14 protein-coding genes are annotated in these 13,871 nt (G+C 72.0%); 6 read left to right on the top strand and 8 right to left on the bottom strand.

Features of this window, described 5'->3' with window-relative positions:
- Positions 1–90: 90 nt before the first annotated feature.
- Positions 91–987: a 16S rRNA (cytidine(1402)-2'-O)-methyltransferase gene (gene rsmI / locus OG917_RS13985; RefSeq protein ID WP_328317924.1), complete on the bottom strand. Its 897-nt coding sequence runs from the start codon at positions 985–987 to the stop codon at positions 91–93.
- Between the two features lie 61 nt (positions 988–1,048).
- Here rsmI and OG917_RS13990 point away from each other — a divergent pair, with 61 nt between their 5' ends.
- Entirely contained in the window at positions 1,049–2,818 is a 1,770-nt protein-coding gene (locus tag OG917_RS13990; protein WP_328317925.1) for a dolichyl-phosphate-mannose--protein mannosyltransferase, read from the top strand.
- 155 nt (positions 2,819–2,973) lie between these two features.
- The gene (locus OG917_RS13995) at positions 2,974–4,644 is read left to right on the top strand and encodes a penicillin-binding transpeptidase domain-containing protein (protein WP_328317926.1); all 1,671 of its coding nucleotides are present in this window, start codon (positions 2,974–2,976) and stop codon (positions 4,642–4,644) included.
- Between the two features lie 104 nt (positions 4,645–4,748).
- Here the strand turns inward: OG917_RS13995 and OG917_RS14000 are convergent, their stop codons facing one another.
- The gene (locus OG917_RS14000; RefSeq protein WP_328317927.1) at positions 4,749–5,699 is read right to left on the bottom strand and encodes a LysR family transcriptional regulator; all 951 of its coding nucleotides are present in this window, start codon (positions 5,697–5,699) and stop codon (positions 4,749–4,751) included.
- A 176-nt stretch (positions 5,700–5,875) separates the two neighbouring features.
- Between OG917_RS14000 and OG917_RS14005 the strand changes: the two genes are divergently transcribed.
- Entirely contained in the window at positions 5,876–7,231 is a 1,356-nt protein-coding gene (locus OG917_RS14005; RefSeq protein ID WP_443058953.1) for an MFS transporter, read from the top strand.
- Positions 7,232–7,495: 264 nt separating this feature from the next.
- The gene (locus OG917_RS14010; RefSeq protein WP_328317928.1) at positions 7,496–8,341 is read left to right on the top strand and encodes an EamA family transporter; all 846 of its coding nucleotides are present in this window, start codon (positions 7,496–7,498) and stop codon (positions 8,339–8,341) included.
- A gap of 157 nt (positions 8,342–8,498) precedes the next feature.
- Here OG917_RS14010 and OG917_RS14015 read toward each other — a convergent pair whose 3' ends face one another.
- The 6 genes from OG917_RS14015 to OG917_RS14040 all read right to left on the bottom strand — a co-directional run bounded on the left by OG917_RS14015 (position 8,499) and on the right by OG917_RS14040 (position 12,583).
- Positions 8,499–9,611, bottom strand: a complete 1,113-nt coding sequence (locus OG917_RS14015; protein ID WP_328317929.1) for an adenylate/guanylate cyclase domain-containing protein — start codon at positions 9,609–9,611, stop codon at positions 8,499–8,501.
- Between the two features lie 7 nt (positions 9,612–9,618).
- Positions 9,619–10,068 carry a universal stress protein gene (locus OG917_RS14020; protein ID WP_328317930.1) on the bottom strand — a complete coding sequence of 150 codons (450 nt, stop codon included), beginning with the start codon at positions 10,066–10,068 and terminating at the stop codon, positions 9,619–9,621.
- A gap of 145 nt (positions 10,069–10,213) precedes the next feature.
- Positions 10,214–11,602 carry a hypothetical protein gene (locus OG917_RS14025; RefSeq protein ID WP_328317931.1) on the bottom strand — a complete coding sequence of 463 codons (1,389 nt, stop codon included), beginning with the start codon at positions 11,600–11,602 and terminating at the stop codon, positions 10,214–10,216.
- Between the two features lie 42 nt (positions 11,603–11,644).
- Complete coding sequence (locus OG917_RS14030) at positions 11,645–11,884, bottom strand: hypothetical protein (protein WP_328317932.1); 240 nt, start codon at positions 11,882–11,884, stop codon at positions 11,645–11,647.
- Positions 11,874–12,302, bottom strand: coding sequence for an ATP-binding protein (locus tag OG917_RS14035; RefSeq protein ID WP_328317933.1), 429 nt, complete (start codon positions 12,300–12,302; stop codon positions 11,874–11,876). The genes OG917_RS14030 and OG917_RS14035 overlap by 11 nt, the downstream gene beginning before the upstream one ends.
- On the bottom strand, positions 12,302–12,583 hold the full coding sequence (locus OG917_RS14040; RefSeq protein ID WP_328317934.1) for a hypothetical protein: 282 nt from the start codon (positions 12,581–12,583) through the stop codon (positions 12,302–12,304). The genes OG917_RS14035 and OG917_RS14040 overlap by 1 nt, the downstream gene beginning before the upstream one ends.
- A gap of 173 nt (positions 12,584–12,756) precedes the next feature.
- On the opposite strand from OG917_RS14040, the gene OG917_RS14045 reads away from it, so the two are divergent.
- Together OG917_RS14045 and OG917_RS14050 are read left to right on the top strand one after the other, a co-directional pair.
- Positions 12,757–13,581, top strand: a complete 825-nt coding sequence (locus OG917_RS14045) for a helix-turn-helix domain-containing protein (protein ID WP_328317935.1) — start codon at positions 12,757–12,759, stop codon at positions 13,579–13,581.
- Positions 13,568–13,792 (top strand): DUF397 domain-containing protein, encoded by a 225-nt coding sequence (locus OG917_RS14050; protein WP_328317936.1) that lies wholly within the window; start codon positions 13,568–13,570, stop codon positions 13,790–13,792. Before OG917_RS14045 ends, OG917_RS14050 begins: the two co-directional genes overlap by 14 nt.
- Positions 13,793–13,871 lie beyond the last annotated feature (79 nt).

The following is a 13,871-nucleotide window of genomic DNA, read 5'->3' on the forward strand; positions in this document are numbered from 1 at the left end:
CCCGGAATGCATCAGGTGCTGCCGACTATTGGACCGCTTTTGGCCTGCTCGTGGCCAAAGGGCCCGTGATCACGTTGCCCGCTTTGCCAATCACGCGGGTCCTTTACCTCCCGGTGGCACGGGCCCGGCGCCGGGTGCCGTGCGGGCCGCGTTCTTCGCCGCGACCACCGCGTCGAACACCTCGCGCTTGGGCAGGCCGGCACCGGCGGCGACCGCCGCGATGGCCTCCTTGCGGCGCTCCCCCGCCTCCTCGCGCACCTGCACCCTGCGCACCAGCTCGGCGGGGTCGAGCTGCTGCGGGCCCGCGTCGGGGGCGCCCTCGACCACGACGGTGATCTCACCGCGTACGCCCTCCGCCGCCCACTGCGCCAGCGCCTTCAGCCCGCCGCGCTTCACTTCCTCGTACGTCTTGGTCAGCTCACGGCAGACCGCCGCCCTGCGGTCGTCACCGAAGACCTCCGCCATGGCGGCGAGGGTGTCGTCCAGCCGGTGCGGGGCCTCGAAGTACACCAGCGTCCTGCGCTCGGCCGCGACCTCGCGGAGCCTGCCGAGCCGCTCGCCCGCCTTGCGGGGCAGGAAGCCCTCGAAGCAGAAGCGGTCCACCGGCAGCCCGGAGAGCGCCAGCGCGGTCAGCACGGCGGACGGGCCGGGCACCGCCGTGACCTTGATGTCCTTCTCCACGCACGCGGCGACCAACCGGTAGCCGGGGTCGGAGACCGACGGCATCCCCGCGTCGGTGACCAGCAGCACCCGCGCACCGCCGGTCAGCGCCTCGACCAGCTCCGGGGTGCGGGCCGATTCGTTGCCCTCGAAGTACGAGACGACGCGTCCCGTGGTCTGGACGCCGAGCGCCTGGGTCAGCCGGCGCAGCCGCCGGGTGTCCTCGGCGGCGACGACATCAGCCGTCGCCAGCTCCGCGGCGAGCCGGGGCGGCGCGTCCGACACGTCACCGATGGGGGTCCCTGCGAGTACCAGCATTCCTGTCACGACTCCATTCTCCCAGCCCCGTGCACACCACTCACACAGTCGGGTTCCCTACGATGGCGCGGTGACGAGTACAGCGCCTCAAGCCCAGCAGGGCCACGACGCCGGGGAACAGCCGCCCGCCTGGGGACGCAGGCTGCGCCGGTTCGGCTACGCGGGCCGGGACGAAACGGGTCTGCGCGAGCGGCTGGTGCCGCCGTACAACACCCCCGGCACGCAGCTGTGGAGCGTGCTGGGGCTCCCCCCTGCCGTCGCGTCGCGGATGCTGCGCTGGTCGGCCTGGGGCGGCCCGCTGCTGGTCACACTGGTCGCCGGGATCCTGCGCTTCTGGAATCTCGGCAGCCCGCACGCCGTGATATTCGATGAGACGTATTACGCCAAGGACGCCTGGGCGCTGGTCCACCAGGGGTACGAGGGGCACTGGCCGGACAACATCAACAACGCGATCCTGGCCAACCCGTCCCGGGTCTCGGTGCCCTCCGACCCCGGCTACGTGGTGCACCCCCCGGTGGGCAAGTGGCTCATCGGGATCGGTGAGCACTTCTTCGGGTTCACACCGTTCGGCTGGCGCTTCATGACCGCCCTGCTCGGCACGTTGTCGGTACTGATGATCTGCCGGATCGGCAGGCGGCTGCTGCGCTCGACGTTCCTCGGGTGCCTGGCGGGTGCGCTGCTGACGGTCGACGGACTGCACTTCGTGATGAGCCGCACCTCGCTGCTCGACCTCATCGTGATGTTCTTCGTCGTGGCGGCCTTCGGGGCGCTGCTGATCGACCGGGACAGAAGCAGGGCCCGGCTCGCCGCCGCACTGCCGGTGGGCGAGGAGGGCGGGCTGCGCCCCGACAGCGACATCGCGAGCACGCTCCGGCTCGGGCTGCGTCCATGGCGCCTCGCCGCCGGCGTGCTGCTCGGCCTGGCGACCGCGACCAAGTGGAACGGCCTGTACGTCCTGGTCTTCTTCGCGGTGATGTCGGTGCTCTGGGACGTGGGCGCCCGCCGCACGGCCGGCGCGGTCCGCCCGTACCGGGCCGCCCTGCGCCACGACGTGCTGCCGGCCTTCGTCTCGACGGTGCCGGTCGCCGTCGTCACGTACCTGCTCTCGTGGGGCGGCTGGTTCGCCACCAGGGGCGGCTACTTCCGCGACTGGGCGGACCGGCGCGCCGGCCTCTCCCCCGACCACGTCAAGCTGCCGGTGCTCGGCACGGTCCACCTGCCGCAGTTCGACATGAGCTGGGTCCCGGCGTCGCTGCGCAGCTTCTGGCATTACGAGGCCGAGGTCTACAGCTTCCACGTCAACCTGACCGAGGGGCACCAGTACCAGTCCAACCCGTGGAGCTGGCTCGTCGTGGGCCGCCCCGTCTCGTACTTCTACGAGTCCCCGAAGCCGGGCACCGACGGATGCCCGCAGGGCACCGAGAGCTGCGCCCGCGAGGTACTGGCGATGGGGACCCCGCTGCTCTGGTGGGCGGCGTGCTTCGCGGTCCTGTACATCCTGTGGCGCTGGGTCTTCCGCCGGGACTGGCGGGCCGGGGCCATCGCGTGCGGGATCGCGGCCGGGTACCTGCCGTGGTTCATGTACCAGCAGCGGACGATCTTCTTCTTCTACGCGGTCGTCTTCGTGCCGTTCCTGTGCCTGGCCGTCGCCATGATGATCGGGGCGATCCTGGGGCCGCCCGGGTCGAGCGAACGGCGCAGAGCCGTGGGAGCGATCGGCGCGGGTGTGCTGGTGCTGCTGATCGTGTGGAACTTCATCTACTTCTGGCCGCTGTTCACCGGGGACGCGATCCCGCTGAGCCAGTGGAACAACCGGATGTGGCTGAGTACCTGGATCTGACCCGGGCCGCCCGCCGCTCCCCGCAACTCCCCCGTACGGCAGGGCCCATGGTCCCGGTCGGGTAACGACTCCCCAGGCGTCACCCGGGTCCCGTACGCTGCTCGGCATCACTCTCTTGAACATGTTCAAGAGACTCCTGGGGAGGGGACGCAGCAGTGCGGAACGGGGCAAAGATAGGTATCGCGGGCGGGGTGTTCGTGGTCGTGGCCGGCGGGGTGGGCTACGGCGCGTACAACCTCTGGAACGGGCTGAACGGTTCGGGCGGCGGGAGCGGCGGCTCCACGGGGACGACCCAGGCCGCGCCCGCCCGCACCGGACCGCCGACCGCGGACGAGATCAGCGGTACGGCGAAGGACTTCCTCGCCGCCTGGGCGAAGGGTGACGCGTCCGCCGCGGCGCAGCTGACCAACGACGCGGCGGACGCGCAGCCGCTGCTGGCCGGTTACCGCGCCGACGCGCACGTCACCCGGGTGACCCTGACGCCCGGCGCGGCCACCGGCGCCCAGGTGCCGTTCACGGTGCGGGCCACCGTCTCGTTCGAGGGGAGCACCAAGCCCTGGTCGTACGCGTCCTCGCTGAGCGTCGTCCGCGGGGTGACGACCGGACGGGCCCTGGTGGACTGGGACCCTTCGGTCGTCCACCCGGACCTGAAGAAGGGCGAGACGCTCACCACCGGCGAGGCGGAGTCCGCGCCCATCAAGGCGGTCGACCGCAGCGGCGCCGTGCTGACGAAGGAGAAGTACCCCTCGCTCGGGCCGGTCCTGGACGCGCTGCGGCAGAAGTACGGCGACAAGGCGGGCGGCAAGCCAGGCGTCGAGACGTACATCGGGGCGGACGGGTCGGCGGACAGCGACGCCCCGGCCAAGACCCTGCTGACCCTCTCCAAGGGCACGCCAGCGCTGCTGCACACGACACTCGACGCGCGGACGCAGGCGGCGGCCGAAGGGGCGGTGAAGAAGTTCGGCGAGTCGTCCGTGGTGGCGGTCAAGGCCAGTACCGGGGAGATACGCGCGGTGGCCAACAACCGCTCGGACAGCTTCAACGCGGCGATGCAGGGCACCCTCGCGCCGGGCTCGACCATGAAGATCATGACGGCGGCGATGCTCATCAACAACGGGCTGGCGAGCGAGAAGAGCCCCATCCTCTGCCCGGTCTCGGTCACGTGGCAGAGCCAGACATTCCACAACCTGGACAACTTCTCGATCCCGGGCGGCACCCTGGAGCAGAGCTTCGCCCGCTCCTGCAACACCGCCTTCATCAAGCCGCTCGGCAGATTCAGCGAGCACCACATCGCGGCCGACAGCGCGCTGCCGGACACCGCGAAGAAGTACTTCGGCATCGGCTCGGTCTGGAACGTCGGCGTCCCGACCTTCGACGGCAGCGTCCCGCAGGCGGCGGGGCCCAACACCGCGGCGGCGATGATCGGTCAGGGCCAGGTCCAGATGAACCCGCTCAACATGGCGTCCGTCACCGCGACCGCACGCAGCGGGGCGTTCCGCCAGCCGGTGATCGTGCCCAGGTCGCTGATCGGCGGGGCCCTGGCCACCGCGCAGCCCCTGCCGTACAACACCGCGCAGCAGCTGCGGGACATGATGCACACGACAGCGACGGCCGGGTACGGGACCGGTACCGCGGCGATGGCCGGTGTCGGCGGGTACAAGGGTGCCAAGACCGGCTCGGCCGAGGTCGACGCACAGGGCAAGTCCAACAGCTGGTTCGCCGGGTTCAGCGACGACCTGGCCGCGGCGGCGGTCGTCCAGTCCGGCGGCCACGGCGGCGATGCCGCAGGTCCGGTGGTGGCAGCGGTGCTGGCAGCGGGTTCCTGAGCCGGCTCCCCGCCGGGGGGGGCGCGAGCCCCGGAGGCGGGCTCCCGGGGGCGGGCTCCCGGGGGCGGCTCACCGGCCGGATCCCCGGCCCGGCCCTCCCGTGGTCAGCTCTCCGGGAGCCCGCCCTCCCCCGCCGGGGTCTCCCCCGCCGGGGTCTCCTCCGGCGCCCCGTCCGGGGCCTCCGGTGTGCGCTCCCGCAGGAGCTGCAGGAAGGCGCGGGCCGCCGGTGAGGCCGCGGAGGCGGTCCAGACCGCCCGCACCGTGCGCGGCGGCACGCCTTCCGTCGCCACCGCGCTCACCCCGGGCATGCCCGCGGCCGTGGCAGCGGGCACCAGGCCGATACCGAGGCCGTGCCCCACGAGCTGTTCGAGCAGCGCCATGGTGTCGGCCTCGTACGCGACGGTACGGGTGGCCCCGGCCGCCGCGAACGCCGCGTCGTTGTGCCGCCGGATGCCGGAGCCCGGCGGCATGTCGACCATGTCCTCCCCGGCCAGCAGGCCCGGCCCGACGGGCGCGGCCCCGGCCAGCCGGTGCCCGTGCGGGACGATGGCGACCAGGTCCTCGTACGCGAGCACCCGCCCGGCCAGTCCTGCCGGGGGTCCCCCGGGGCGGGTGTCGACGAACGCGAGGTCGAAGACGTGGTCGCGCACCTGTTGCAGCAGGTCCCGTACCGGTCTGGCGCAGAGGGTGACGTGCACGGCCGGATACCGGTCCCGGTAGCTGGCGAGCAGGTCGGGCAGGTCCACCGCGGTGAGCGGGGTGATGGTGCCGATGCTCAGCCGGCCGCGGACCTCGCTGCCGCAGGCCGCCACCTCACCGCGGGCCCGCTCGACGGCGGCCAGGGCCTCGCGGGCCGGCCCGAGGAACGCCTCACCGGCCTCGGTGACCCGCACCCGGCGGCTGGTGCGCTCGAACAGCAGGGTCCCCAACTCGCCCTCCAGCCGGGCGATCTGGTGGCTCAGCGCCGACTGGACCACGAAGCAGCGGTGAGCGGCGCGGGTGAAGCTGCCGGTCTCGGCGACGGCGACGGCGTAGGTGAGCTGACGGAGTTCCACCCGTCCATCGTGTCACCCCCGCAGGACATTCATCGTGTTTCGCGATCGCTGGCATGACAACCATCTGTTGGATTCATCCACCCTGGCCGGGGAGCATGAAACGCGAGTCCGGACCGGCCGGCGCCGAGGGCGCTGTGCCGCGGATCCGGACGGCGGACTCCCGGAAGGAAACGGACGTGGCCACCTCATCGGCTTCCCCGGCCGCACCACCCCCGTCCACCGCGGGCACTCCCCCGCTCCCCGCGGGCGGCGCGACCGCCGACGGCCCGGGGCGCGGCACGGTCGTGCTGATGTCCGTGGCCGTCGGCCTGTGTGTGGCGAGCAACTACTACGCCCAGCCCCTGCTGGACACCATCGCCCGGGATCTGCGGCTCTCCGCCGCCTCCGCCGCGCTGGTGGTGACGGTCGCCCAGGTCGGCTACGCGCTGGGACTCGTCCTCATTCTGCCGCTGGGTGACCTGCTGGAACGCCGTCGGCTGGTGTGCGGCCTGACCCTGGCCACGGCGTGCTCGCTCGCGCTGACCGCGGCGGCCCCTGGTGCCGGGCTGCTGCTGGCCGGCACCGCGCTGACGGGCCTGCTGTCGGTGACCGCGCAGGTGCTCGTGCCGTTCGCCGCCGATCTGGCCGCCCCGCACCGGCGCGGCCGGATCGTGGGGACGGTGATGAGCGGGCTGGTGCTCGGCATGCTGCTCGCCCGTACCGCGTCCGGCGCCCTGGCATCGGTCGGCGGCTGGCGCACGGTGTACTGGGCCGCGGCCGTGGCGATGGTCCTCCTGGCCGCCGCCCTGCACCGGGCGCTGCCGCAGTACCGGGGAACCACCGGTCTGCGCTACGGACGGCTGCTGCGCTCCACCGCACGGCTGCTCGTCGAGGAACCGGTGCTGCGCGCACGGGCGTTGATCGGGCTGCTGGCCTTCGCCTGCTTCAGCGCGCTGTGGACGTCGCTGGCCTTCCTGCTCTCCGGTCCGGCCTACGGCTGGTCGGACGGCGAGATCGGGCTGCTGGGGCTGGCCGGCGCAGCGGGCGCGGTCGCCGCCCAGCTCGCCGGGCGGCTGGCGGACCGCGGACGTACCACGCAGACCACGATGGTCAGCGCGCTGCTGCTGCTCGGCTCCTGGGGGCTGCTGGCCGCGGGAGGGCATCAACTGGCCATGCTGATCGCCGGCATCGTGCTGCTGGACCTGGCGCACCAGGGCGTGCACATCACCAACCAGTCGCTGATCTACGCTCTTCGCCCGGACGCCCGCGGCCGTATCACCTCCGCCTACATGACGTGTTACTTCGCCGGCGGGGCGATCGGCTCGGCCCTGGTCGGGGTGGTCCACGCCCACGCGGGGTGGAACGGGGTGTGCGTGCTCGGCGCCGTGCTCGCCCTGCTGCTGTGCCTGGCGGGTGCCGCGGATACCGACGGCGTACGGAGCCAATGGCAGCGGCAGGCCCGGCTGCGGGAGCTGTGGGCCGTGCCGTGCGCCAGTGTGCTGGCCTTCGCCGCGCTCGTGCTCTTCGCCCTGGTGGTACGCCTGGGCACGTGACATCCGGACCAGTGACATCGGGCCGGTGGTATCGGGCCGGTGACATCGGGCCGGTGCCATCGGGCCGGTGGACCCTGGCAGGGGGCATCGGGCCGGTGGCCCGCGGCCGGCGCCACGGGACCCGGTACCGGGGTCTTCCGGGCAGGGGATCAATCGGTTCGCGTGGTACCTACACCGGACGCTAGCGTGAGGGGCCATGAGTACTTCCGAACCCACTGCCCATCCCCGGCCCGCCGGGGCGCCGCGTGTGCGGGAGTCCGCCGCGTGACACTCACGGTCATCCTCGCCGTCGTCATCGCAGCGATCACGCACGCCAGTTGGAACGCCATTGCCCACCACATCAAGGATCAGCTGGTCTCCTTCACGCTGATCTCCGGGGGCGGACTGCTGATCGGCGCGCTGGCCGCGCCGTTCGTCCCCTTCCCGGCCGCCGACGCGTGGCCGTTTCTGCTCGTCTCGGCCGCACTGCACGTCACGTACATGCTGCTGCTCATGCGGTCGTTCAGCCTCGGCGACTTCGGCCAGATGTATCCGATCGCGCGCGGCACGGCGCCGCTGGTCGTGACCGTCCTGGCCGCGGTCTTCGTCCATGAGATCCCGAACGGCTGGCAGCTGGCGGGCGTGGCGGTGGCCTGCGCCGGACTCGTCGGCGTGGCCCTCTGGGGGCTGAAGGGCTCCCGCCCGCAGTGGCCGGCGATCATCGCGGCGCTCGCCACCGGCCTGGCGATCGCCTCGTACACGACGGTCGACGGCGTCGGCGTCCGCGACTCGGGCTCCTCGCTCGGGTACATCGCCTGGCTGATGATCCTGGAGGGTGTCGCCATCCCGGTGTACGCGCTGTACCGCCGCCGTGGCCGGCTGGGCGCCCAACTGCGCCCGCACGCCACCGTCGGACTGGTCGGCGGGGCGATGTCGGTGGTCGCGTACGGGCTGGTCCTGTGGGCCCAGACCCGCGCTCCGCTGGCCCCGATCGCCGCGCTGCGCGAGTCGTCGATCATCGTGGGCGCGGCGATCGGCGCGCTCTTCTTCAAGGAGAAGTTCGGCGCACCGAGAATCGCGGCGGCCGGGCTGATGGTCGTCGGTATCGGGCTGATGCTGCACACCGCTTAGGGCCCGTTCCGGCGAGTGCCCTGCGGATCGGCGAGCGGAGCCCCGCAACGGCCGCGGAGCGAGCGGGCACCCGCGGCCGTGCCGCACGCCGCGGCCGACCCCCTGACGGGCCCGGTTTCGCGGCGATGACGGCGGAGGACATCGCCGGTCGGGCGGTTCAGGGCCGGGTGCGGGGGTGCGGCGCCCGGCGCAGGGCGTACGCGCGGAGCTTGCTGTAGCCACGCACCGAGACCGGGCGCAGCGAGCGCAGCCGGTACGGCGTACCGCCGCCGTCCGTGGTGTCGTGCCCTTCGCCGCTCGCGACGTCCCCGCCGCCGTTCCCGCCCGCGCCGTCCGCCCCCGGGGTGCGGCCGATGCGGGCCGCGAACGCTCCGTCGGTGACGATCGTGCCGGGCCGCGCGACGGAGGTGAGGCGGGCGGCGATGTTGACCACCTCGCCGTACACGTCACCGAGCCGGTGCACCACCTGCCCGTGGGCCAGCCCGGTGCGCAACTCCGGCAGGGCGGGGTCCCGTTCGGCCGCCTCCGTCAGCCGGAGGGCGGTCTCCGCGGCTGCCTCCGGGCTGTCGCAGACGAAGAGCACCTCGTCCCCGATGGTCTTCACGATGCGCCCGCCGTGTCCGGAGACGATGTCCGTGGCGAGGGACTCGAAGCGTTCCAGGACGTCCACGAGCGCCGTTTCGCCGATGCGCCGGGTCAGCGTGGTGTACCCGACCATGTCCACGAAACCGATCACCTGACCCGCGCGTGCGGCGTCCGGCGGTGCGGCGAGGACGCGGCCGGCATGGGCGGCGAGGTGGCGGCGCCAGACATAACCCTGCAGGTGTTCGAGTGCGGGCAGCACCGCGGCGGCCGTCCCTGCCGCACCGGCGCTGTCGCCGCCGTCCCCGGCGCCGACGAGCCTGCCGTCCTCGGCTACGACGAGCGACGCCTGCCACTCCGCCAGCCGCGCCAGGTGATGCCCCAGCGCCCGGGTGACGGCGGACTCCTGCGCCGGCGCGACAAGACCGGAGCCGAACAGCCGGGCGGCGGTGCGGGCGGCGGTCACGTCGGCGTCGGTGAAGAGCACGGCATCGTCTTCGGCTGCGGCGAAGCCGAGAGCCTGCCACAGCCCGCGCAGCCGCTCCGCGGGCAGCCCGGAGAGCGCGGCCACCTGCTCACGGGTGTAGCTCCTGGCGCCCCCGAGGAGGATCTCTTCGAGCCCCAGCGCCGCGGCCGCGGCGCGGGCGTGCCCGGCAGCCGGGGTGCGGTCGGGCTCCGGGCCGGTCATCCGGGCATCAGGTGGTGTGGACGATGAGGACGTCGGCAGCCGCCTTGCGGGCGATGTCGGACGGTACGGAGCCGAGCAGCCGGCCGGCGAGGGTGTTCAGCCCCCGGTTGCCGACGACGACCAGGCTCGCGCTGCCGTCGGCGACCGCACGGGCCAGCGCCTGGACGGGGTCCCCCTCCACGGCGACCGTCTCGATCTCTCCCGCGCCGGCGGCCTCCGCGCGCCCCCGGGCGATCCGCAGGGTCTGCTCGGCGGGCGCGGACCCCTCGACCTGGAACGCCTCGTCACCGAGCGCCTCCTGGGCGGCGATCCGGTCGTCGCGGCCGAGGGGGCGGTAGGCGCAGAGCACGATCAGCCGGGCGCGGTTCGCTACGGCGAGGGCGGCCGCCCGGTCCACCGCCGCGTAGGACGAGGTCGACCCGTCGGTGCCGACAATCACGGTCTCGTATGCGGTCATGACCGGTGACGATAGCTGCCCGCGCACCGCCCCACGAGCCCTTGCGGGCGGCGCCCCGGCAGCTTGTACGGCACTGACAAAACCGTTGCCGGGCACCCCGCTCGGATGCTCGGCGAGCGCCAAATACAGCCGTCGCCGGGACCCCTCAGGAATTCTGCAGAGCGCGGAACGAGTCGAACCAGACGGTGGTCCGCCCGGTCCTTCCTTCCTCCTGCCTGACCGTGCGGTTCGCATACAGGGGGTTGAGGATCCACGGCTCCTTGCGGGGGCCCCAGCCCTTCCGCATGGATTCGATCTGCACCACCCCGTAGGTGGCCACCGCGAGCTTCCCGGTCTCCCGGAACATCCTTACCTGCTGCGTCAGATAGTCCGCGTGCGCTGCGAACCACGGACTCATCGCGAGGAAGTCGTCCCACCTCCGCTGCGGGAAGGGCCTCTCCAGCGCGTTGCCGATCACCTGCCACACGCGGGTGCCCGGAGGCACCTGGTACTTCGCGGCATAGGCCGCCGGAATCCTGTCGCCCATGTGGTCCTGCCAGTACCGCACCAGGGAGAACTCGGTGGCCAGGAACTTCTTGCCCTTGCCCAGGCGGTCCACGACGTACTGGACGTATGTGCCGGCCGCCTCCAGGGAGTCGACGTGCGGATGGATGTCGAGGCCCTCGATCTCCGGCTTCCTGTTGACGAAGCCGACCCAGCGCTCGGTGGCCTGCGTGCGCCCTTCCGCCCTGTCGAGGTGGTTGAGGGCGCCCATGTACAGCCGGGTCCTGCAGCCGTGCGGGAAGTGCTTCCCGCGGTAGGCGATGACGTGTTCGGCGACCTGCTCGTAGAAGACGTTGAGCCGCGCGTCGCACTCGTCCTTCATGGTCTCCAGGAAGGGCTCGTTCCCGATGGTGAGGATGTCCGTCCTCCCCAGGACCGCGTGCAGCACCCGGTCCACGCGGGCCAGCTGCGCCTCCATCTCCCTGCTGCCCGCCTCGGGCAGCGGCCTCCCGGCCGTCAGGAAGGGGAACTTCAGCGAGAGGATCGTCCGGAAGCCGTTCCCGCCCGCGTCGAGCAGCCTGGCGACGGCCCGCTGCCGGTCCGCGGCGTGAGAGTCGAGGTCATCCGTCATCGGGACGAAGCCGCGTACCCACTGCGCCGAAAGCGCCCTCACCTGGGCGAGATCCATGTCGGACGGGTCCTCGTTGAAGTTCACCCCGAGCGCGCCGTCCGGCGCCGGGCGGGTGGGTGCGCCGCTGCCCTCCGGGTCCGGCTGCGCACTCCGCCTCCCGCCCGGCTGCTTGCCCGTCGTGGTGCCGCACGCCGCCGTGAGGAGGGCCGCACCGGACACTCCCAGCAACCTGCGGCGCGAGGCCGGCCTCCCGCCCTGGGACCTGCCGGTCGGGTCGGGATGAGCGGACGACTCGTACCGCAATGCTGTCTCTCCGATTCTGCTGACGTCGTCACCGGCCGTCGCCCCCGCACCGGCGTCGCCCATGGCGAGCCGGTCGGGCGGAGGCGACCTGGCACCCTGCGCCGACAGGCAGCTCATCCTCCGTACCCGCACGACGACCCGGCATGGATCCGTGCATGATCAACGTAGTTCATCGGTGCCAGGACCCGGCTCGGGATCGCGGTCCCGACGGGACACGACCGGCCGCAGGAAGACCGGCACCCTGAGCGGCGAGCCTCCGGCCAGGGTCAGCACGATGACGGCGCCGCCCGTGGCGGACCGGTCCAGCCGCGACGCCCGCACCTCGTGCCACGCCCCCTGGACCTTGACGCGGTCACCACGGACCACCAGGACGGCGCACACATCCTGCTCACCCGGCACGGCTGCCACCGCCGTCCTGGCCCAGCTCCGCCCAGACCACCTTGCCGGGACCGGTCCGCTCGCCGAAACCCCAGGTATCGGCCAGCGCGTCGACCAGGAACAGGCCCCGGCCGCCGGACGCCTCCGGGTCCTGATCGAGCGGACGGGGAGGTACGGACGACGCGTCGTGCACCTCGATCCGGATGCCGCGCCCGTGCGCCACCGGCAGGAAGCGGGTCTCGATCTCCCGGCCCGGGGGGACGACGGCGTGCCGTCCGGCGTTGGTCAGCAACTCGGAGAGCACAACCGAAGCCGCATCCGTGAGCGGTGCGAGGCCCCAACTCTCCAGCGTCGTACGGAGTTCCGTGCGCGCCCTGGCGACACAGGCAGGGTGTCGGCTCCACCGCCGCACCACGGCGTTCACTGCGTTCCGCTCCATCAGCGCACCACCACCCCGTGGAGCGGGCAGCGCGGCCCGGCCTCGGCGCCGTGCAGGTCGAACCAGGCGATCCGGCTGTACTCCAGGCGCTCGTAGGCCAGGGCCGAGAACGAGCCGAGATTCGGGCGGAGCCGGTGGCCGAGCGGCAGATAGGCCCGGCACACGAGCAGACGGCGCCTGCGGAGTACGAGCGGGGGCGGCGGGGGGCCGGGCCGCCGCCGCCCCCGCCGATTCAGGAATCGGACCACCGGGCCGGTGAGACGGTCAATAAAATGCAGCATGTCGGCGCTCCTCGATAGGCGTTGACCACGCCCCCGGACCGTTGCAGCGGTCGCGGGGGTCTTGCGTGCTCCTGTCGCACTGTGACGAATAACTCACAGCCTGTGGCGTCCGTCGCTACGCTTCCAGGGGTTTCGACCTGACAACGGGACCGTCAAGTGAAGGAGTTGGCCCAGTGACCGGATCACCCAAGTCGCGCTCGATCCGCCAGAAGTACGGCGAGGAGCTGAGGATCCGGCGTGTCGCTGCGGGCCTGACGCAGGAGGCGGTGAGCGAGGGGGTGGTCTGCTCACCGACCTTGGTCAGTCACTGGGAGGCGGGGCGGCGTCTGCCCAGCCCGGACGATGCGCAGCGCCTGGACCGGGTTCTGGGGACAGACGGCTTCTTCGCCCGCTGGCTGCATGACCTCGACACGAAGTACACCCAATACTTCGCCCCCGTGGCAGAGTTGGAGCAACAGGCGATCGAGATCCGGCACTATTCGGTGTCGCTCGTCCCGGGCTTGCTCCAGACCAGGGAATACTCGCGGTCGGTCTTCCGCACCTCCTCACCGAACCCTGAGGACAAAGAGCTGGACGAGGCCGTTGCAATCCGTCAGGCTCGGGCCGTGTTGTTCGAAAAGCCGTCGAGGCCCCAGTTCTGGTGCCTGCTGGACGAGGCAGTGCTCCGCCGGACAGTGGGGGGCCCGAAGGTTATGACCGACCAGCTCGACAAAATCGCCGACATGGCAGAAGCCGGGCGGTTGCGGCTGCACGTCATGCCGTTCATCGTGGGGTGTCATGCCCTGGCAGAAGGAATGCTCTTCCTCATGAAGTTCGCTGACGCCCCTCCGCTTGCCTACACGGAGGGTGTGCGCATGGGGCATCTGATGGACGATCCAGCGCTGGTCAGCAAATGCCAGACCGCCTACGATCTGGCGCTGAGTGATGCACTGTCACACGCAGATTCACTGGCCCTGGTACGGGCCGTAGCGAAGGAATACGCGCATGCTTCGAATTGAGCAGGTCGTAAGAGACGCCACGGTCCTGAGCGGGTGGCGCAAGTCCAGCCACAGCGGCGTCGAACAGAACGACTGTCTCGAAGTGGCCGACGGGTACACCGCCATCCCCGTCCGCGACTCCAAGCACCCCCACGGCCCCGCCCTGATCTTCCCCGCCACCGGCTGGGCCGCCTTCGTCACCGCCGTGAAGGGCGGACACCTCACCGCGTAACACCGCGCGAGGGGCGGAAGCCCTCCGTCCGCCGGGAGTTCGGGCCGCGACGGGAACCCGGCGGGCCGGCCTTGGCTAA

Origin of the sequence: Streptomyces sp. NBC_00388 (assembly GCF_036061255.1) — a bacterium.
Classification (GTDB): Bacteria; Actinomycetota; Actinomycetes; order Streptomycetales; family Streptomycetaceae; genus Streptomyces.